Here is a 19,426-nt window from a genome sequence, read left to right on the forward strand (position 1 = left end):
ATAGCATGTATAAATCAGTCCGACTACCGGATAGAATTCATGCAAACCGTATTCTCCGATCTGACGTCACGTATCCGCACCAGTCCCGAGGCCGCGATCACCGGCGAGGTGACCGGCGTGCTGGGGCTGTCGCTCACGGTGCGGGGGCTGGAGCGCGCCGTCGGAATCGGCGGACGCTGCACGGTGATGGGCGCGCGCGGCCCGGTGCTGGGCGAGGTGGTGGGCATCGACGGGCGCGGCACGCATCTTCTGCCCTTCGGCAGCTGGGAGGGCGTGGTGGTCGGCGACACGGTCGCGCACAGCCCGCGCGGCGACATGGTGCGCCCGGACGGCAACTGGATCGGCCGGGTGGTCAACGCGCTGGGCGAGCCGCTGGATGGGCGCGGGCCCTTGTCGGAGGGCGAGGCGCCGCGCCCGGTCAAGGGCGCGCCGCCCGCCGCCTTCGCGCGCCGCCGGGTGGGCCCGCGCATGGACACCGGCATCAAGGCGCTCGACGTATTCGTGCCGCTCTGCCGGGGCCAGCGCATGGGCGTCTTCGCCGGCTCGGGCGTCGGCAAGTCGACCCTGATGGCGATGCTGGCGCGCGGCGCGCAGGCCGACGTGATCGTCGTCGGCCTCGTGGGCGAGCGCGGCCGCGAGGTGCAGGACTTCATCCAGGAGGATCTCGGCCCCGAGGGCATGGCGCGCTCGGTCCTCGTGGTCTCGACCGGCGACGAGCCGCCGCTGATGCGCCGGCAGGCGGCCTGGACCGCGACCGCCGTGGCCGAGCATTTCCGCGACCAGGGGCTGCAGGTGCTGCTGCTTGTCGACAGCGTCACCCGCTTCGCCATGGCGCAGCGCGAGATCGGCTTGGCCGCGGGCGAGCCGCCCACCGCCAAGGGCTACCCGCCCACCGTCTTCGCCGAGCTGCCGCAGCTTCTGGAACGCTCCGGCCCTGGCGCCGAGGGGCAGGGCGACGTGACCGGCCTCTACACGGTTCTGGTCGATGGCGACGACATGAACGAGCCGGTGGCCGACGCGGTGCGCGGCGTGCTCGACGGGCACGTGGTGCTCGACCGCGCCATTGCCGAGCAGGGCCGCTTTCCGGCGGTGAACCTGCAGAAGAGCATCTCGCGGATGCTGCCCGACTGCCATTCCCCGGCCGAATACGCGGTGCTGCAGGCAGCGCGGCGCAGCCTCGCGCGGCATGCCGACATGGAGGAGCTGATCCGCATCGGCGCCTACAAGACCGGCTCGGACGCGCAGGTCGACGCCGCGATCCGCTTTGCCGAGCCGGCCGACGCCTACCTCACCCAGCGCAAGGGCGAGAGCGTGCTGGCCGACGAGAGCTTTGCCGAGATCTATCGGATGCTGGGCGAGGCGGGGATCGACGTGGCGATCCCGAAGCCGCCCGCACCGCTGCGCCGCGCGCCGGGCTGAAGGGGCTTTCGCACGGGCGCGCCAGCGCGTAGACCGGGCCGCTCCAACCTCGGGAGCGCGCCATGACCCCCACTGCCTGCGGCATCGATTTCGGCACATCGAACTCCACGCTCGGCCTCGGCCATGCGGATGGCGGGCGGCTGATCGCGCTCGAGGGCGGCGAGGCGACGCTGCCCAGCGCCGTGTTCTGGGAGGTGGACGACCCCGAGCCGATCTTCGGTCGCGCTGCCATCGCGGCCTATGCCGATGGCGAGGACGGGCGGCTCCTGCGCGGGCTGAAGAGCACGCTCGGCTCATCGCTGATCCACGAGCGCACCGCCATCGGCCGCCGCGCGGTCAGCTTCCGCGAGATCCTCGGCCGCTTCTTCGGCCACATGCGCGACAGGCTCGACGCCGTGGCACCGGGGGTAGAGCGCGCAGTGCTGGGCCGGCCGGTCCATTTCGTCGACGGCGACGCCGAGGGCGACCGCGCCGCCGAGGACGTGCTGGCCGAGATCGCCCGCGCGGCCGGCTTCAGCGACATCTCCTTCCAATACGAGCCGATCGCCGCCGCGCTGCATTACGAAAGCGGCATCGCGGCCGAAGAGCTGGTGCTGATCGTCGACATCGGCGGCGGCACGTCGGACTTCTCGATCGTCCGCGTCTCGCCCGAGCGGGCGCGAGTGGCGGACCGGGCGGCCGACATCCTCGCCAATGACGGCATCCGCGTCGGCGGCACCGATCTCGACCGGCTGCTGAGCCTGTCGCAGGCGATGCCGCATCTCGGCCTCGACAGCCCGATCCGCGGCGGCAAGGGCGCGATGCCGCGGCACTACTATGTCGACCTCGCCACGTGGCACCGGATCAACCGGCTCTACACCGGCAAGGCGCTCTCGGACCTCAAGGCGCTGCGCCGCGAGGCGGACCGGCCCGAGCTGGTCGAGCGGATGCTGTGCGCGGTCGAGGACCGGCGCGGCCACGCGCTCGCCATGGCGGTGGAGGGGGTGAAGATCGCGCTGACCGCGGAAGAGGCGGCGCGACTGGAGCTGAAACCGCTGGTCGGCGGCCCGAACCCGGTGGTGGCGCGCGCGGCCTTCGAAGAGGCCGTGGCGGCGCCGCTCGACCGGATCTCGGACAGCATGGCCTCGGTGCTGGCGCAGGCCGGGCTCGAGGCCGGCGCGATCGGCACGGTGTTCATGACCGGCGGCTCGAGCCACATCCCGGCGCTGCGCGCCCGCGTGGCCGCGCGGTTTCCGGGCGCACGGATCGCCACGGGCGACATGCTGGGCTCGGTCGGCACCGGGCTGGCGCTGGAGGCCGGGCGCCGCTTCGGCTGAGGTCTACTTTTCTCCGCAAATACGCCGGCGCACGGCATCGGCCGCCGCAACGAAAAAGGCCCGGGGACGAACCCCGGGCCTTTTTCTTTCTCTTTGACGCCGTCTCAGAGCGGCCGCTTCAGCCATTTCGACAGCACGCCGATGATGCCTTCGCGGAACAGCAGCACGCCGAGCACGAAGATCACGCCCTGGATCACCGTCACCCAGGCGCCCATCGAGGCGAGGTAGTTCTGCATGGTCACCACGATGGTCGCGCCCAGAAGCGGACCGAACACCGTGCCGACGCCGCCCAGCAGCGTCATCAGCACTACCTCGCCCGACATCGACCAGTGCACGTCGGTCAGCGAGGCGAGCTGGAACACCTGGCTCTTGGTCGCGCCGGCGAGGCCAGCCAGCGTGGCCGAGAGCACGAAGACCGTCAGCTTGTAGCGGTTGACCCGGTAGCCCAGCGACACGGCGCGCGGCTCGTTCTCGCGGATCGCCTTCAGCACCTGCCCGAAGGGCGAGTGCACGATGCGGTAAAGCAGCAGGATGCCGCCGAAGGTGATGGCCAGCACGAGGTAGTAGAGCGCCTCGTTCTCGTCGACCGGGAACAGGCCGAAGAGCGAGCCGCGCGGCACCGACTGGATGCCGTCCTCGCCGCCGGTGAACTCGGCCTGCAGCGCGAAGAAGTAGACCATCTGCGCGAAGGCCAGCGTCACCATGGCGAAGTAGATGCCCTGCCGCCGGATCGCCAGCGCCCCGATCGCGAGGCCCAGAATGCCGGCGGCGAGCGTGCCCACGAGGATCGACAGCTCGGGCGACCAGCCCCAGACCTTGGAGGCGTGGGCCGCGACGTAGGAGGCGCCGCCGAAATAGGCGGCGTGGCCGAAGGAAAGCAGGCCGCCGAAGCCCAGCAGCAGGTTGAAGGCCGCCGCGAAGAGCGCGAAGCACATCACCTTCATCGCGAAGACCGGGTAGACCAGTATCGGCAGCACGGCGAGCACCACCAGCAGCGCGGCGAAGATCGCCTTGTGCAGCATCGGCATGCCCTGCGTCGCGGGGCGGTGCAGCTCGGGCGCGGGTTGGGTGTCGGTCGCGGACATCAGGCGTTCCTCCCGAACAGGCCCTCGGGCTTGATCATCAGCACGATGGCCATGATGACGAAGATCACCACCGCGGAGCCCGCGGGGTAGAACACCTTGGTCAGGCCCTCGATGATGCCGAGGCCGAAGCCGGTGACGATCGCCCCCATGATCGAGCCCATGCCGCCGATCACGACGACCGCGAAGACGACGATGATCAGGTCCGCGCCCATGTTCGGGTTGACCGAGTAGATCGGGGCGGCGAGGACGCCCGCGAAGCCCGCCAGCGCCACGCCGAAGCCGTAGGTCAGCATGATCATCAGCGGCACGTTGATGCCGAAGGCGCCGACCAGCGTCGGGTTCTCGGTCGCGGCGCGCAGATAGGCGCCGAGCTTGGTCTTCTCGATCACGAACCAGGTGCCGAAGCAGACCACCACCGAGGCCACCACGACCCAGCCGCGGTAGTTGGGCAGGAACATGAAGCCGAGGTTCTGCCCGCCCGAGAGCTGGTCGGGGATCTGGTAGGGCAGGCCGGAGATGCCGTAGTAGTTGCGAAACAGCCCCTGGATGATCAGCGCCACGCCGAAGGTCAGCAGCAGGCCGTAGAGGTGGTCGAGATGGTAGAGGCGCCTCAGCGCCAGCTTCTCGAGCACGAGGCCGGTGGCGCCGACGATCACCGGCGCGAGCAGCAGCGCCCACCAGTAGCTGATGCCCAAGTATTCCAGAAGCATCCAGGCCACGAAGGCGCCGAGCATGTACTGCGCGCCGTGGCTGAAATTGATGATGTTGAGCAGGCCGAAGATCACCGCCAGCCCGAGCGACAGGACCGCGTAGAACGACCCGTTGATCAGCCCGAGCAGGAGCTGCCCCATCAGAACCTGCGGCGGTACGCCCAAGAGTTCGAACATGCCTGTCCCGTTTTGCTAGTGGCCCCGTGCCGGGGCGGGGTGGGGCGCGCCCTGCCGGACGCGCCCCCTGGGAATGCCGGGCGCGCCGTGGCGCGCCCGATACGTGGGCGTCAGCCCGCGTTCGCGAAGGCGCAGCCCGACCCTTCCATCGGCAGGAAGGCTTCCTCGCCGGGGATGGTGGCCACGAGGTTGTAGAGGTCCCACTCGCCGGTCGACTCGTCGGGCGACTTCACCTCGTAGAGATGCATGTCGTGGATCACCCGGCCGTCCTTGCGCACGTAGCCCTCGCCGAAGAGCGGATCGTCGAAGGGGTTGGCCTTCATCCATTCGGCCACCACGTCGCCCTCGGTCGAGCCGGTGGCCTCGACCGCGCGCAGGTAGTGCATGGTGCCCGAGTAGACCCCGGCATGGACCATGGTGGGCTTGGAGCCGAACTCCTCCTCGAAGCGGGCCGACCAGGCGCGGGTGTCGTCGTCGTGATCCCAGTAGAAGGCCTCGGTCAGCACGAGGCCCTGCGCCGTCTCGGCACCCAGCGCGTGCACGTCGGTGATGAACATCAGCAGCGCCGCCAGCGACTGGCCGGCCTGCGTGATGCCGAACTCCGAGGCCTGCTTGATGGCGTTGACGGTGTCGCCGCCAGCGTTGGCGAGGCCGATCACGTCGGCGCCCGAGCCCTGCGCCTGCAGCAGGAAGGAGGAGAAGTCGGTGGCGGGGAAGGGGTGGCGCACGGTGCCCACGACCTCGCCGCCGGCCTCGGCCACGACCTTGGAGGTCTCTTCCTCGAGCGAGTGGCCGAAGGCGTAGTCGGCGGTCAGGAAGAACCACTTGGCGTCGCCGCCCTCGGTCACGGCGCCGCCGGTGCCCTTGGCGAGCGCGGCGGTGTCGTAGGTCCAGTGGATCGTGGTCGGCTGGCACTGCTCGCCGGTCAGCTGGGTCGAACCGGCGCCCGAGTCGATCAGGATCTTGTTCTCCTGCGCGGTGATGTCGGCCACCGCGAGCGCGGCCGAGGAGGTCGGCACGTCGAGGATCGCGTCGACGCCGTCCTGGTCGTACCACTGGCGCGCGATGTTGGAGGCGACGTCGGGCTTGTTCTGGTGGTCGGCCGAGATCACCTCGACGTTCAGCCCCTTGTCGGCGGCGCCGAAATCGGCGACCGCCATGCGCGCCGCGACCACCGAGCCTTCGCCCGACAGGTCGGCATAGACGCCCGAGCGGTCGTTCAGCACGCCGAGCTTGACGTCCATCGCGTCCTGCGCCGCGGCGGGCAGGGCGAAGGACGCGACGGTCAGCGCACCCAGTACGTATGTCTTCATGGTTTCCTCCCAGAAAGCGGTGCTTTTGCGCACCTTAGAAATCGAGAACGGCCTCAGACGCCGAGATAGGCGTGCAGCTTGTCGATGTTGGCGTCGAGATCGGCGTTGGGGATCATGTCCACCACCTGGCCCTGATCGACGACGTAGTGGCGGTCGGCGACCGAGGCCGCGAAGCGGAAGTTCTGCTCGACCAGCACGATGGTGAAGCCCTCCTTCTTCAGCTCGCGGATGGTCGCGCCGATCTGCTGCACGATCACCGGGGCGAGGCCCTCGGTCGGCTCGTCGAGAAGCAGGAGCTTCGCGCCGGTGCGCAGGATGCGGGCGATGGCCAGCATCTGCTGCTCGCCGCCCGACAGCTTGGTGCCCTGGCTGCGCTTGCGCTCCAGCAGGTTCGGGAACAGCTGGTAGATCCGCTCGACCGGCAGGCCGCCATCGGCGATCTTCGGCGGCAGCATCAGGTTCTCCTCGACATTGAGCGAGGCGAAGATGCCGCGCTCCTCGGGGCAGAGCGCGATGCCGAGCCGGGCGATGTGGCGCGGCTCGAGCCCGATCGTCTCGGTGCCGCCCATGTTCACCGAGCCGCTGCGCTTGCTCAGGATCCCCATGATCGCCTTCAGCGTCGAGGTCTTGCCGGCGCCGTTGCGGCCCAGAAGGGTCACCACCTCGCCCTGGCGCACCTCGAAGTCGATGCCGTGCAGCACGTGGCTTTCGCCGTACCAGCCCTGCAGCCCCTCGACCTTGAGGAGCGGCGCGCCGGTCGCGGCGGTGTCGCGGGTCAGCGTCGCGGCGTCAGTCATGGCCGGCTCCGATATAGGCGTCGACCACCTCGGGCGACTTCGAGACGGTGGCGTAATCGCCCTCGGCGAGGATCTCGCCGCGCGCGAGAACGGTAATCTTGTCCGACAGATCCGCGACGACCTTCAGGTTGTGCTCGACCATCAGGATGGTGCGGTTCTTGGCGATGCGGCGGATCAGCTGCGAGGTGCGCGCGACGTCCTCCTGGCCCATCCCGGCCATCGGCTCGTCCAGCAGCAGCATCTCGGGGTCGAGCGCCAGCGTCGTGGCGATCTCGAGCGCGCGCTTGCGGCCGTAAGACAGCTCGGCGGCGCGGTGATGGGTGAACTCCGACAGGCCGACCGCGTCGAGATGCGCCTGCGCCTCGTCGTCGAAGCGCGACAGCTCGCGCTCCGAGCGCCAGAAGTCGAAGCTGTCGCCGCGCCGGCGCTGCAGCGCCACCCGCACGTTCTGCAGCACGCTGAGATCGGGAAACACCGCCGAGATCTGGAAGCTGCGCACCATGCCCAGCCGGGCGATGTCGGCGGGCAGCATCTTGGTGATGTCGCGCCCGTCATAGGTGATCGAGCCGGCGGTGGGCTGCAGGAACTTGGTCAGCAGGTTGAAGCAGGTCGTCTTGCCGGCGCCGTTGGGGCCGATCAGCGCGTGGATCGTGCCCTTCTCGACCGTCAGGTCGACCTTGTTGACCGCTACGAAACCCTTGAATTCCTTGGTCAGGCCTTTGGCCTGCAGTGCCACGCTCATAGGCGCGCCGACCCAAGGGCCGGACGATGCGTCCTTGCCGTCACGATGGTCCTCCCCAGTGGCGGTCGCCTGCTTTCGGGCAACCTTGCGGTGAACGCTATCCGCGGCCGCGTCGCCCTGTCAACGGCGCTGCAACTGCGATGCCGCCGCTGCATCGTGCCGCGGCGTTCCGCCGGGTCGGTTGCGCAAGGGTTGCGGAAACGGTTGCCGGGTCGAGCGGCTTCGTGCGATGTGGGCGCGCCAAAAGAAAGGATGCGTCGCCCGTCACGGGCACGTTGGGGAACACGAGGGGAAACACATGGAACTCGTCGCCGGGGCCGTCAGGCTGATATCGGCGTTGAACCGGGTCGTCGGCAACGTATTTTCCTGGCTGGCGCTGGGGATCGTGCTGGTCTGCTTCACGGTGGTGGTGCAACGCTACGTCTTCGCGGTCAGCTATATCTGGATGCAGGATCTCTATATCTGGCTGAACGGGGCGATGTTCACCGCCGTGGCCGGCTTCGCGCTCCTGCGCGACGACCACGTCCGGGTCGACATCTTTTACCGCCCGGCCTCGATCCGCCGCAAGGCGCTGGTCGATCTCGTCGGCACGCTGGTCTTCCTGCTGCCCTTCTGCTGGATCGTGTTCAGCTACGCGCTGCCCTTCGTGCAGCGCAGCTGGGGCTACTACGAGGCCTCCGCCAACATCGGCGGCATGCCGGGGCTGTTCATCCTCAAGAGCTTCATCATCGTCTTCGCCGGTCTGGTGGCGCTGCAGGGTCTGGCGCTGATCGGCCGCTCGATCCTGGTGCTCGCCGGGCGCGAGGCGCTGCTGCCACCGAGGCTGCGCTACACCGCGGCCGCCGACCACCTGACCGAGGCCGCTGAATAATCATGGAACCCACTCTTCTCGGAGAGGTCCTGTCGGGCCTCATGTTCTTCGGCATCATCGGTTTCCTGATGCTGGGCTTTCCCGTCGCCTTCACGCTGGCGGGCGTGTCGCTGATGTTCGGCCTCGTCGGCTGGAGCTTCGGCGTGTTCGACCCGTCGAACTTCGCCAGCCTGCCGGCGCGCTATATCGGCTTCATGTCGAGCGAGGTGCTGGTCGCGGTGCCGCTGTTCATCTTCATGGGGGTGATGCTCGAGCGTTCGCGCATCGCCGAGCAGCTGCTGCTGACCATGTCGAAGCTGTTCGGCAACCTGCGCGGCGGCCTCGGCCTGTCGGTGGTGCTGGTGGGCGCGATGCTCGCCGCCTCGACCGGCGTGGTCGGCGCCACCGTCGTCACCATGGGCCTGATCTCGCTGCCGGCCATGCTGCGCGCGGGCTACGACCCCAAGCTCGCCACCGGGGTGATCTGCTCCTCGGGCACGCTGGGCCAGATCGTGCCGCCCTCGACGGTGCTGATCTTCATGGGCGACATGCTCTCGGGCATCAACAGCCAGGTGCAGATGGAGAAGGGCAACTTCGCGCCCACGCCGGTTTCGGTCGGCGACCTCTTCGCCGGCGCGCTGCTACCGGGCGTGGTGCTGGTGCTGCTCTATGCCGGCTGGATCATCTTCAAGGCGATCACCGATCCCGAAAGCTGCCCCGCCACGCCGGTCCCGGCCGACGAGAAGCGCGGACTGTTCAAGGAGGTGCTGGTGGCGCTCCTGCCGCCGCTGCTGCTGATCGTCGCGGTGCTGGGCTCGATCCTCGGCGGCGTCGCCACCCCGACCGAGGCCGCCTCCGTGGGCGCGGTTGGCGCGATCCTGCTCGCCGCGCTGCGCTGGCGGCTCAGCCTGCGCATCTTGCACGAGACCGTGGTCGCCACCGCCACCATCACCTCGATGGTGTTCATCATCCTGTTCGGCGCCTCGGTCTTCTCGATCGTGTTCCGCCTGATGGGCGGCGACAACCTCGTGCACGAGTTCCTGTCGAACCTGCCGGGCGGCACGGTGGCGGCGGTGATCGTGGTGATGGCGATCATGTTCGTCTTGGGCTTCATCCTCGACACCTTCGAGATCATCTTCATCGTGATCCCGATCACCGCGCCGATCCTCCTGGCGCTCGACGTCGACCCGATCTGGCTCGGCGTGCTGGTGGGGATGAACCTGCAGACCTCGTTCCTGACGCCGCCCTTCGGCTTCGCGCTGTTCTACCTGCGGGGCGTGGCGCCGGCCGAGCTTCCGACCTCCGCGATCTACCGCGGCATCATCCCCTTCGTGGTGCTGCAGATCATCGGCATCGCGACGCTGTTCCTGTTCCCCGAGATCGTGACCTGGCTGCCGACGGTGCTCTGAGCGCGCCCTGGCGAGACCGAGACGACGAGGCCCCGCCGGGCGACCGGCGGGGCCTTTTCCTTGTCCGCTTCCTTGTCCGCGCGACATGCGCCCGCGCGGGGCACGAAAAAACGCCCGCCGGTTTCCCGGCGGGCGCTGTCATTCGCGCAGGACGGCCCCCGGGGGCCATCCGGTCACATGTCGAAATACTGCTGGCGCGCGCGGATGAAGTTCGAATCCGCGGTCTCGCCCTTGGTGCGCAGCAGCTTGAGCGACTCGATGAAGCTCTCGGTGGTGCGCTTGGTCAGGTCGTCGCCGCCGTCGCGCAGCTCGGTCAGCACCTCCTTCGAGGCGTCGGCCGCGGCCTTGAGCACCTCTTCGGGGAACTGCGCCACGTTGACGCCGTGCTCGTTCACCAGCGTCTGCAGCGCGCGCGGGTCGTTGGCGGCGAAGTCCGAGGCGACCATGTCGTACTCGGCCTGCGACACGTCACGGATGATCGCCTGCAGGTCCTCGGGCAGCTCGGTGTACTTCGCCTTGTCGACCACCAACTCGGTCGCGAGGCCCGGCTCCACGAAGGAGGGGAAGTAGTAGTTCTTGGCCACCTGGTGGAAGCCCAGAGCCAGGTCGTTGTAGGGGCCGACGAACTCGGCCGCATCGAGCGTGCCCGACTGCAGCGCCTGGAAGATCTCGCCCGCCGCCATGTTGGTCGCGGTGACGCCGAGCTTTTCCCAGACCCGGCCGCCGAGGCCCGGGGTGCGGAAGCGCAGGCCCTTGAGGCTGTCGAGGCCAGTCACCTCCTCGCGGAACCAGCCGCCGGCCTGGGTGCCGGTGTTGCCCGACAGGAAGCCCTTGACGCCGAACTGGTCGTAGACCTCGTCCCACAGCTCCTGGCCGCCCATGTGGCGCATCCAGCCCGCGAGCTCGCCCGAGGTCATGCCGTAGGGCACGCCGGTGAAGAAGTTCAGCGCCGCCGACTTGTTCTGCCAGTAATAGGCGGCCGAGTGCGACATCTCGGCGGTGCCGTCGATCACCGCGTCGAGCGACTGCAGCGGCGGCACCAGTTCGCCGGCCGAGTAGACCTGGATGGTCAGCCGGCCGCCCGAAGCGGCGGTGATGCGGTCCGCGAGGCGCTGCGCGCCGACGCCGAGGCCCGGGAAGTTCTTGGGCCAGGTGGTGACCATGCGCCAGGTGATGTTGCCCTGCGCGACGGCCGGCGCGGCGAGCGCCGCGGCGCCCGCGCCGAGGCCGGCCTTGGTGATGAATGAACGACGATCCACGCGTGTCTCCCTGTTGTCGTCTGACCGGCCGTCCCTCCGCGGCCGTTCCGGGCGCAAGGTAAACCAAGCGTCCCGGCGCTTGTCCAGAGCGCCGTGGCGGCGAGCCGGTTGACGCTGCTTGGCAAATCGATTCATGTCGCGCCGAGCAGGAGAAGAACGGATGACGAACCCCGCGCCCCCGCACCCCGCCCCGGCGCTTGCCGCGCGGGCCGAGATCGAGATCGACGCCAGCCGCCGGATCGGGGCGGCCTCGTTGCAGGGGGGCGTGCGGCTGCTGCGCGCGCTCGGCGTGACCGCCACCGGCACCGCGCCGATCGAGGCGGCCGGGCTGCGGCTCTCGGCCGAGCCGGCCGTGATCGCCCCGCGCGAATGGGAGATCGGTCCTCTGGAGCCGGGCGAGACGCGGCGCCTCACCGATCTCGGCCTCGCGCTCGACCCCGGCCTTCTGCACGACCCCGAGGCGGCCGGGCCGGTGCGGCTTTCGGCCGAGCTGGTCGCGGAGGGCAGGGTGGTGGCCCGCGCCGTTCACGTGATGACGCTGCTCGCGCCCGATCACTGGGGCGGCATGGGCGAGATGGCGCATCTCCTGCCCGCCTTCGCCCGGCCCGGCGACCCCGCGGTGGCCGACCTGCTGGAAACCGCCTCGCGCCTCCTGGCCGGGGCGGGGCGCGGCCCGGCGCTGGGCGGCGGCGCGCCGCGGGATCCCGCCGCCGCGTTCGAGGCCGCCGCGGCGATCTGGTCGGCGGCCGGCGGCTGGGGGCTGGCCTGCACGCCGCTCAGCCCCCGCTTCGCGATCGAGGGGCAGCGCCTGCCGGCGCCCGCCGCGCTGCGTGCGGCGGGGGCCGCGACCGCGCTCGACCTCTCGGTGCTCCTGGCGGCCGCCTTCGAGGCGGCGGGGCTGCCCGCGCTGGTCTTCGTTGCGCAGGACCGGCCATGGGTCGGCCTGCGGCTGTTGCCCGGCAGCGGCGCGCTGGTCGAGACCGACGCCGTCGCGCTGCGCCGCGCCGTGGCGGCGCGCGAGGTGCTGGCCCTCGACCCGGCGCTGCTGGGCCGGCGGCCCGCCGCGGGCTTCGCCGAGGCGCGCGCCGCCGGCCGGGCGCTGCTCGACGAGGACCGCGAGCCCGACTTCATCGCCGCCATCGACGTCGCTCAGGCCCGCGCCGCCGGGATCGCGCCGCTGGCGGGCGAGGCGGCCGAGGGCGAGGGGGCGAGCCCGGGCGCGCCCGCGCCGCTGCCAGAGCCGCCCGGCCCCGCCGACCTGCCGATCGTCGCCCCCGAGCCCGACGCGGCCACGCCCGAGGGGCGGCTGGAGCGCTGGCAGCGGCGGCTTCTGGACCTGTCGCTGCGCAACCGGCTCCTGAACTTCCGCGAGGGGCGCTCGGCGCTGCCGCTCGACTGCCCCGACATCGCCGGGCTCGAAGACAGATTGGCGGCCGGCAGCACCGTCGTGCCGGTCGCGCTGGGCACCGAGGAGACGCCCCCCGATGCCGCCCGCGCCGCGCAGGCGCGCGGCCGGATCGCCGTGCCGCTGGCCGAGACGGAGATGCGCGCGCGCCTCGTCCGGCTCTGGCGCCGCGCCCGCGCCGACCTGCAGGAGGGCGGCGCGAACACGCTGTTCCTCGCCGCCGGGCTCCTGCGCTGGCGTCGCGAGGGCGAGAGCGGCACGCATCTCGCGCCGGTGCTGCTGATCCCGGTGCGGCTCGAGCGTCGCGCCGCGCGCGAGGAGTTCCGCCTCGCGCAGCACGAGGACGGGCCGGTGGTGAACGCGACGCTTCTGGAGCTGCTGTCGCGCGATTTCGGCATCCGCGTGCCGGGCCTCTCGGGCGAGCTGCAGCGCGACGAGAGCGGCATCGACCTGCCGCGCGTCTTCGACCTGATCCGCGCCGCGCTGGGCGGGCGGCCTGGCTTCGAGCTGGTCGAGAGCCTGTCGCTCTCCACCTTCTCCTTCGCCAAGTTCCTGATGTGGAAGGACCTCGCCGCGCGCGGCGAAAGCCTGCGCGAGAGCCCGCTGGTCGGCCGCCTGCTCGACGGTGCGGCGCAGGCCGAGGCGGGCGATCCGCCGCTGGCGCCGCGCGACCTCGACACGCGGCTCGCGCCCGGCGACCTGGTCACACCGCTGCCCGCCGACAGCAGCCAGCTCGCTGCCGTGGCGGCGGCCGGGCAGGGGCGCGACTTCGTGCTGATCGGCCCGCCCGGCACCGGCAAGAGCCAGACCATCGCCAACATCGTCGCCCAGTGCCTGTCGCAGGGCCGGACCGTGCTTTTCGTGGCCGAGAAGGCCGCGGCGCTCGAGGTCGTGCACCGCCGCCTCGCCGCGCACGGGCTGGCCGAGGCCTGCCTCGCGCTACATTCCAGCCGGGCCGAGCGTGGCGCGGTGCTGGCTCAGCTCGGCCGCGCCTGGAACAGGGCCGCGCCCGGCAGCGCCCGCGACTGGGGCCGCACCAACGCAGCGCTGGCCGAAAGCCGTGACGCGCTCAACGCCTATGCCGCGGCGCTGCACCGTCCCGGCGCGCAAGGCTTTTCGGTGTTCGACGCCATCGGCCGGATCGCCGATGGCGCGCCGGGGCTGCGGCTGTCCTTCGCGGGGCCCGACGCGCATGACACTGAGAGCTACGCGCGCCTGCGCGACCTGTCGGCCGAACTGGGGCGTCTGCACGCGATCGCCCCGCGCGGGCCGGCCGCGTCCCTCATCGCGGCGCGCGACTGGTCCTTCGCCTGGCAGGAGGGTTTCCTCGACGCCGCCGCGGCGCTGGCCGATGCGCTCGAGGCGCAGGCGGCCACCCTGTCGGCGGCGCGGGCGGCGCTGGGGGCGGGCCCGGGGACGGAGCCGCAGGCGCTGGCCGATCTCGCGGCGCTTGCCGCCGCGCCCGACCCGCTGCCCGACCGGCCGCTGGCCGAGCTGCGCGACCTGCGCGCCGATCTCGAGGCCGCCGCCGCCCTGATGCGCGGCGCCCGCGCCCGGCTTTCGGCACAGTACCCGGTCGACCGGGTCGAGGAGATCCCGCTCGATGCGCTCGACCAGGGCTGGCAGGCGGCGCAGGAAAGCTTCTGGCCGGGCTCGGTTCTGGCCGCCCGCAAGATCCGGGCGCGGCTGCAGCGCCACGCCACGTCCGGCGAGGCCGACCCCGAGACCGATCTTGCCGCGCTGCGCCGGCTGCGCGCGGCGCGCGCACGTCTGGCCGCCAACCCGCTGGTTCCGGACGCGGCGCTGCCGGGCGAGGCCGATCTCGCCGCTCTCGACGCGGCCCTCGAGCGCCGCGCCGGGCTCGAAGCCGCGCTGGACCGGCTCGGCCTCGAACGCGGCGTGCTTCCAGCCGGGCAGGAGGCCCTTCGCGGACTGGCCCAGGCCGAGGCCGCGCTGGCGCCGGCCCGCGACGCCTTCACCGCCGCGGGCGGCGCGCTGCCGGCCCGCGCCGCGCCCGAGACGCTGGCCCGGGCGCTGCGCGGCCTGTGCGACCGCCCCGCCGCCATCGCCGACCGCACCCGCTGGAACGCCGCGCGCGCACAGGCCCGCGCTGTCGGCCTCGCGCCGCTGGTCGAGGCGCTGGAAGCCGAGCGGCTCGACCGGCCGGCCGAGGACGCCTTCGCCGCCGCCTATGCCGCCTGGTGGCTGCCGCGCGCCATGGATGCCGACCCGGTGCTGCGCGACTTCGCGCATTGGGCGCAGGAGGACCTGATCGCCCGCTTCGCCGATCTCGACGCGCGCGCGCAGGCGCTGGCGTCGGGCGAGGTGCTGCGCCGGATCGCGGGCGAGTTGCCCGCGCGCGACGCGGCGCCGCGCGACTCCGAGCTTGGCGTGCTGCGCCACCAGCTTTCGCTGCGCCGCCCCTCGCTGCCGATCCGGCAGCTGCTGTCGCAGATCCCCGACACCCTGCCGCGGCTGGCGCCCTGCGTGCTGATGTCGCCGCTCTCGGTCGCGCAGTACCTGCCGCCGGACCATCCGGGCTTCGACGTGGTGATCTTCGACGAGGCGAGCCAGATCACCACCTGGGACGCGATCGGCGCCATCGCGCGCGGCCGGCAGGCGATCGTGGTGGGCGACCCCAAGCAGCTGCCGCCGACCGACTTCTTCGGTCGCGCCGAGCCCGGCGAGGAGGAGGACGACAGCCCCGACGCGCTGCGCGACCTGCCCTCGATCCTCGACGAGGCGGTGGCGGCGGGGCTGCCGGTGCGGCGGCTCGACTGGCACTACCGCTCGCGCGACGAGGCGCTGATCGCGTTCTCGAACCACATGTATTACGATGGCGGCCTCGTCACCTTCCCCTCGCCCGGCGGGCGGGGCGAGGCGCTGCGGCTGCACCGGGTCGAGGGGCGCTACGGCCGGGGTCGCGCGCGCACCAACCCCGACGAGGCGCGCGCCGTGGTCGCGCATCTGCGGGCGCGGCTGGCCGAGTGGACCGGCCTGCCTGAGGACGCGCGCCCGAGCCTTGGCGTCATCACCTTCAACGGCGAGCAGCAGGCGCTGATCCTCGACCTGATCGACGCCATGCGCCGCGACGCGCCCGAGCTGGAATGGGCCTTCGACGAGGCGCGCGAGGAGCCGGTGATCGTTAAGAACCTCGAGAACATCCAGGGCGACGAGCGCGACGTGATCCTGTTCTCCGTCACCTACGGCCCCGACGCGGAGGGGCGGCTCAGCATGAACTTCGGCGCGCTGAACGGCGAGGGCGGCGAGCGGCGGCTCAACGTCGCGATCACCCGCGCGCGGCGCGAGATGCATGTCTTCGCCTCGCTCGACCCGTCCGACATCGACATCGCCCGCACCCGCGCGCGCGGCGTGGCCGACCTCAAGGCGTTCCTCGACTACGCGGATCGCGGCGCCGCGGCGCTGCCGGCGCGCGACAAGGGCAGCCTCGGCCCGGCCGAAAGCCCGTTCGAGGCCGCCGTGGCCGACGCGCTCGAAAGCCTCGGCTGGGAGGTGCGCACGCAGGTCGGCGTCTCGGGCTTCCGGATCGACCTCGCCGTGGTCGACCCCGACCGCGCCGGGGCCTATCTCGCGGGGGTCGAATGCGACGGCGCGCGCTACCATTCGGCCGCCACGGCGCGCGACCGCGACCGGCTGCGCCAGCAGGTGCTCGAGGGGCTGGGCTGGACCATCCTGCGGATCTGGTCGACCGACTGGTTCCGCTCGCCGCGCGAGGTGCTGGAGCGGATCGACCGCGACCTGGCCGCGACCCTGGCCGCCGCCCGCGCGCGCCGCGCCGCCGAGCGGCCCGCGCCGCGCGCGCTGCCGGCACCGGGGGTTGACCCGGGCGGCACGCGCCCCTAGCGGTAGGGAACGGCCCACGCAGGCCGGCCCGGCGATGGCGTCGCCGGCCGGGTGGACCGTCTTCCCGATCCGTCCTGGACGCCCGGACAGTCGCGGAGCGCCGTCTCCGCGCCTATGCGGAGGTGCCGCCATGATCAGACCGCGTTCCAGAAGACCGGTGGCCCCGCCGCGCCACGGCCCCACGGGCGAGACCGGCGCCGGCATCGCGCTGATGGTGCTGGCCATGGCGCTCCTGCCTGTGGGCGACACGCTGTCCAAGCTGCTGACCCGCGAGATCGCCGCGATCGAGGTGGTGGCCTGGCGGCTGGCGATGCAGATGCTGGTGATGCTGGCGCTGGCGGCATTCTTGAGGCACCGCCTGCGCGGGCGCGCCTTCTCGCCGGTGCTGGCCGCCTCGGGGCTGTGCTCGGTGGTGTCGCTGGGCTGCCTCGTCGGTGCCTTCGCCACCATGCCCATCGCCACCGCGATCGCGATCTTCTTCGTCGAGCCGCTGGTGCTGGTGCTGCTGGCCGGGCCGCTTCTGGGCGAGCGGATCGGCCCGCGCCGCTACGCCGCCGTCGGCGTCGGCTTCATCGGCGCGCTGGTGGTGATCCGGCCGGGCTTCGCGGGCTTCACTCCGGCGGCGCTGCTGCCGCTCGGCGCGGCGGTGGGCTACGCGCTCAACGTCATCATCATGCGCTCGGCCGCCAGGACCCGCTCGGCGCTCACGATCCAGCTCGGCGCGACGATCTACGGCGCGGTGCTGGCGGCGGGCCTGGTCGGCGCGCTGGCCGCGACCGGCCTGCTCGATGTCCGCGCCTTCGCGGCGGCGGGCTGGATCTGGGCGTTGATCCCGGCGGCGGGGATGGTCTCGGCCGCGACCTTCCTGCTGATCGCCGAGGCGTTCCGGCGCAGCGAGGCCGGGCTCCTGGCGCCGTTCCAGTATCTCGAGATCGTCGGCGCGACGCTGCTGGGCTTCGTGGTGTTCGGCGACCTGCCGGACCTCGTGACGGTCGCGGGCACCGCGATCATCCTCGCCTCGGGCGCCTATGTGGTGCATCGCGAACGCGTCGCCGGCCGCGGTGAAGACCGGGCCACCGAAGCCGGCCAGTCGCTCGAAGCGCAGGGCTGAAGCGGGCCCCGGAGCGGCCGTGCCTCTCCGGGGTATTGATATTTCAATTCAGTAAGTTATGCGTTTAACCTAATGCTTCGCGCGAAGCCGTGTCTTGGGGTCGGGCCAGCCCTTCGAAGCGGCGCCCGACCGCCTTGGCTCAGCCGCGCGGACGTTCGCGCCGCATCGTCGCGGTGACGGCGCGAAAGTCCGGATGTGCGGCGATCTCATCGAGGTCGAGCGGCGCGCGCGGCTGCCAGTTGGGATAGCTGTCGACCGTGCCGGGCATGTTGGTCGGCGCGGCCGGGCCCACGAGGTCGGCCAGCCGCACCCCGGCCAGCAGGCAGGGCGTGCGGGCGAGGAAGCGGTAGGCCGCGACCAGCACCTCGCGCGGCATCTCGCGCTCGCGCGGGAGCCGCCCGCGCAGCGCGCCGGCGCGGCGCAGCGCATCGAGCAGGGCGCGGCGTTCGCGGGCCCGGCCCTTGGCATGGGCCGCGCTGTCCTCGGGGCCGACCAGCCCCAGCTCGCGCCGCAGCGCGATGTCCTCGCCCGCCCACCAGCGCGACAGCACCGGCAGGTCGTGTGTGGACAGGCAGGCCAGTGCCCGCCGGCGGTAGGCGTCCGGCGGCAGGAAACGGTCGCCGTCCTTCTCGAAGTAGAGGATCGAGTAGCTCAGGATATTGGCCGCGCGCATCGCCTCGCGGAAGCCCGGCGGCACGAAGCCCAGATCCTCGCCGATCACCACCGCCTCGCGGGCATGGCTCTCGGCGGCCAGCACGCGCAGCAGCTCGGCGAAGGGGTAGCGCAGATGCGCGCCGGCGGCCGCGCTCTCGCCCTCTGGGATCAGGAAGAGCTGCCACAGCGCCATGGCGTGATCGATCCGGAGCGCGCCGGCATGGGCGAGCTGGGCGTCGATCATGTCGCGGAACGGCGCGAAGTCGCGCGTCGCCAGCGCGCCGGGGTTGAAGGCCGACAGGCCCCAATTCTGGCCCTCGGCCGCGAAGACGTCGGGCGGCGCGCCGACCGACAGGCCGGTCATCTGCACCTCGCCGCCGCCCCAGCTGGCCGAGCCGTCCGGCGCCTCGCCTACGGCGAGGTCGAGATAGAGCCCGATCCGCATCCCCGCCTCGCGCGCCGCCGCCATCGCGGCGTCGAGTTGGGTCGCGGCGCGCCATTGCAGCCAGAGGTGAAAGCGGATTTCGTCGGCATGATCCTCGGCGAAGGCACCGACCTCCGGGCTTTCGACGTCGCGCATCGCCTCGGGCCAGCCGCGCCAGCCGGCGCCGTGCCCCTCGGCCGCCATGGCCAGTGACAGCGCCTCGAACAGCGCGTGCCGCCGCAGCGGCGCGCCGCCACGCTCCACGAAGGCTTCGAAGGCCGCCTCGTCGCCGTCGAAGGCCTGCCGGCGATGCGCCACGCGCAGCGCCTCGAGCTTGGCGGGCACCACGGCGTCGTAATCGACGAGATCGCCCGCGCGCAGCGCGGCGCCGTCGATGTCGGCGGGGTCGTGGCCGGGCAGCAGGTCGAGCGCGATGTAGACCGGGTTGAGGAAGCTGCGCGAGGAGGGCGAGAAGGGGCTGCGCAGGCCGGGATCGGCCAGGAACAGCGCGTGCAGCGGGTTCACGCCCAGAAAGTCGGCGCCCGCGCGGCCGGCGATGCGCGCCATCTGCGCGAGGTCGGCGAAATCGCCGATGCCGTGGTTGCGGGCCGAGCGCAGCTCGTAGAGCTGGCAGAACAGCCCCCAGGCGGGGGCGTTCTCCAGCCAGCCGGGCAGGTGGCAAACGCCCCCGTCGGGCACCTCCATGCGGGTCGCGGCGGCCTCGCCCCCGGGCGCGGCGTCGGGGTCGACGCCGATCTTCTCGAGGATCAGCCGCAGCGTCGCGTCGGGCACCGGGCGGGTGCCGCCGGCGGGGTCGTCGTATTCGGTGGTCAGGCCGTGGTGACGGCTCAGCGCGGCGAGGTCGGACATCGAGCCTCCGGTCGGCGTGGG

At 71.9% G+C, this 19,426-nt stretch carries 13 protein-coding genes; 6 read left to right on the forward strand and 7 right to left on the reverse strand.

All coding sequences use genetic code 11. The annotated features are described in order from the left end of the window. The first annotated feature begins 39 nt into the window (after positions 1-39). A complete protein-coding gene (gene fliI / locus BLT43_RS17250) occupies positions 40-1,419 on the forward strand; it encodes a flagellar protein export ATPase FliI (protein WP_090114909.1) in 1,380 nt (459 codons plus the stop codon). Positions 1,420-1,481: 62 nt separating this feature from the next. Beyond that, on the forward strand, positions 1,482-2,735 hold the full coding sequence (locus tag BLT43_RS17255; RefSeq protein WP_090114911.1) for an Hsp70 family protein: 1,254 nt from the start codon (positions 1,482-1,484) through the stop codon (positions 2,733-2,735). A 104-nt stretch (positions 2,736-2,839) separates the two neighbouring features. Here BLT43_RS17255 and BLT43_RS17260 read toward each other — a convergent pair whose 3' ends face one another. The 5 genes from BLT43_RS17260 to BLT43_RS17280 all read right to left on the reverse strand — a co-directional run bounded on the left by BLT43_RS17260 (position 2,840) and on the right by BLT43_RS17280 (position 7,559). Further along, complete coding sequence (locus tag BLT43_RS17260) at positions 2,840-3,820, reverse strand: branched-chain amino acid ABC transporter permease (RefSeq protein WP_090114913.1); 981 nt, start codon at positions 3,818-3,820, stop codon at positions 2,840-2,842. Next, positions 3,820-4,707 (reverse strand): branched-chain amino acid ABC transporter permease, encoded by an 888-nt coding sequence (locus BLT43_RS17265; protein WP_090114915.1) that lies wholly within the window; start codon positions 4,705-4,707, stop codon positions 3,820-3,822. Before BLT43_RS17265 ends, BLT43_RS17260 begins: the two co-directional genes overlap by 1 nt. Before the next feature lie 110 nt (positions 4,708-4,817). Further along, positions 4,818-6,020 carry an ABC transporter substrate-binding protein gene (locus BLT43_RS17270; protein ID WP_090114917.1) on the reverse strand — a complete coding sequence of 401 codons (1,203 nt, stop codon included), beginning with the start codon at positions 6,018-6,020 and terminating at the stop codon, positions 4,818-4,820. Between the two features lie 53 nt (positions 6,021-6,073). After that, on the reverse strand, positions 6,074-6,817 hold the full coding sequence (locus tag BLT43_RS17275; RefSeq protein WP_090114919.1) for an ABC transporter ATP-binding protein: 744 nt from the start codon (positions 6,815-6,817) through the stop codon (positions 6,074-6,076). After that, positions 6,810-7,559, reverse strand: coding sequence for an ABC transporter ATP-binding protein (locus tag BLT43_RS17280; protein WP_090114921.1), 750 nt, complete (start codon positions 7,557-7,559; stop codon positions 6,810-6,812). The genes BLT43_RS17275 and BLT43_RS17280 overlap by 8 nt, the downstream gene beginning before the upstream one ends. Positions 7,560-7,857: 298 nt before the next feature. Here BLT43_RS17280 and BLT43_RS17285 point away from each other — a divergent pair, with 298 nt between their 5' ends. Together BLT43_RS17285 and BLT43_RS17290 are read left to right on the forward strand one after the other, a co-directional pair. Next, positions 7,858-8,430: a TRAP transporter small permease subunit gene (locus tag BLT43_RS17285; protein ID WP_090114923.1), complete on the forward strand. Its 573-nt coding sequence runs from the start codon at positions 7,858-7,860 to the stop codon at positions 8,428-8,430. A 2-nt stretch (positions 8,431-8,432) separates the two neighbouring features. Next, on the forward strand, positions 8,433-9,818 hold the full coding sequence (locus BLT43_RS17290; protein WP_090114924.1) for a TRAP transporter large permease: 1,386 nt from the start codon (positions 8,433-8,435) through the stop codon (positions 9,816-9,818). A 173-nt stretch (positions 9,819-9,991) separates the two neighbouring features. Here BLT43_RS17290 and BLT43_RS17295 read toward each other — a convergent pair whose 3' ends face one another. Then, entirely contained in the window at positions 9,992-11,077 is a 1,086-nt protein-coding gene (locus BLT43_RS17295; RefSeq protein ID WP_090114926.1) for a TRAP transporter substrate-binding protein, read from the reverse strand. Positions 11,078-11,237: 160 nt separating this feature from the next. Here BLT43_RS17295 and BLT43_RS17300 point away from each other — a divergent pair, with 160 nt between their 5' ends. Together BLT43_RS17300 and BLT43_RS17305 are read left to right on the forward strand one after the other, a co-directional pair. Further along, complete coding sequence (locus BLT43_RS17300; RefSeq protein WP_090114928.1) at positions 11,238-16,346, forward strand: DUF4011 domain-containing protein; 5,109 nt, start codon at positions 11,238-11,240, stop codon at positions 16,344-16,346. Between the two features lie 130 nt (positions 16,347-16,476). Next, positions 16,477-17,457: a DMT family transporter gene (locus BLT43_RS17305; protein ID WP_090114930.1), complete on the forward strand. Its 981-nt coding sequence runs from the start codon at positions 16,477-16,479 to the stop codon at positions 17,455-17,457. 139 nt (positions 17,458-17,596) lie between these two features. Here the strand turns inward: BLT43_RS17305 and malQ are convergent, their stop codons facing one another. Next, positions 17,597-19,405 (reverse strand): 4-alpha-glucanotransferase, encoded by a 1,809-nt coding sequence (gene malQ, locus BLT43_RS17310; RefSeq protein WP_090114932.1) that lies wholly within the window; start codon positions 19,403-19,405, stop codon positions 17,597-17,599. Positions 19,406-19,426 lie beyond the last annotated feature (21 nt).

Source organism: Limimaricola pyoseonensis (genome assembly GCF_900102015.1).
Taxonomy (GTDB): Bacteria; Pseudomonadota; Alphaproteobacteria; order Rhodobacterales; family Rhodobacteraceae; genus Limimaricola; species Limimaricola pyoseonensis.

Excerpts from the sequence above, each read along its gene's own strand:
- BLT43_RS17305 (WP_090114930.1), top strand. The coding sequence starts at position 16,477 with ATGATCAGACCGCGTTCCAGAAGACCGGTGGCCCCGCCGCGCCACGGC.
- BLT43_RS17300 (WP_090114928.1), top strand. The coding sequence starts at position 11,238 with ATGACGAACCCCGCGCCCCCGCACCCCGCCCCGGCGCTTGCCGCGCGG.
- fliI (WP_090114909.1), top strand. The coding sequence starts at position 40 with ATGCAAACCGTATTCTCCGATCTGACGTCACGTATCCGCACCAGTCCC.
- BLT43_RS17265 (WP_090114915.1), bottom strand. The coding sequence starts at position 4,707 with ATGTTCGAACTCTTGGGCGTACCGCCGCAGGTTCTGATGGGGCAGCTC.
- BLT43_RS17290 (WP_090114924.1), top strand. The coding sequence starts at position 8,433 with ATGGAACCCACTCTTCTCGGAGAGGTCCTGTCGGGCCTCATGTTCTTC.
- malQ (WP_090114932.1), bottom strand. The coding sequence starts at position 19,405 with ATGTCCGACCTCGCCGCGCTGAGCCGTCACCACGGCCTGACCACCGAA.
- BLT43_RS17270 (WP_090114917.1), bottom strand. The coding sequence starts at position 6,020 with ATGAAGACATACGTACTGGGTGCGCTGACCGTCGCGTCCTTCGCCCTG.
- BLT43_RS17280 (WP_090114921.1), bottom strand. The coding sequence starts at position 7,559 with ATGAGCGTGGCACTGCAGGCCAAAGGCCTGACCAAGGAATTCAAGGGT.
- BLT43_RS17275 (WP_090114919.1), bottom strand. The coding sequence starts at position 6,817 with ATGACTGACGCCGCGACGCTGACCCGCGACACCGCCGCGACCGGCGCG.
- BLT43_RS17255 (WP_090114911.1), top strand. The coding sequence starts at position 1,482 with ATGACCCCCACTGCCTGCGGCATCGATTTCGGCACATCGAACTCCACG.
- BLT43_RS17260 (WP_090114913.1), bottom strand. The coding sequence starts at position 3,820 with ATGTCCGCGACCGACACCCAACCCGCGCCCGAGCTGCACCGCCCCGCG.
- BLT43_RS17285 (WP_090114923.1), top strand. The coding sequence starts at position 7,858 with ATGGAACTCGTCGCCGGGGCCGTCAGGCTGATATCGGCGTTGAACCGG.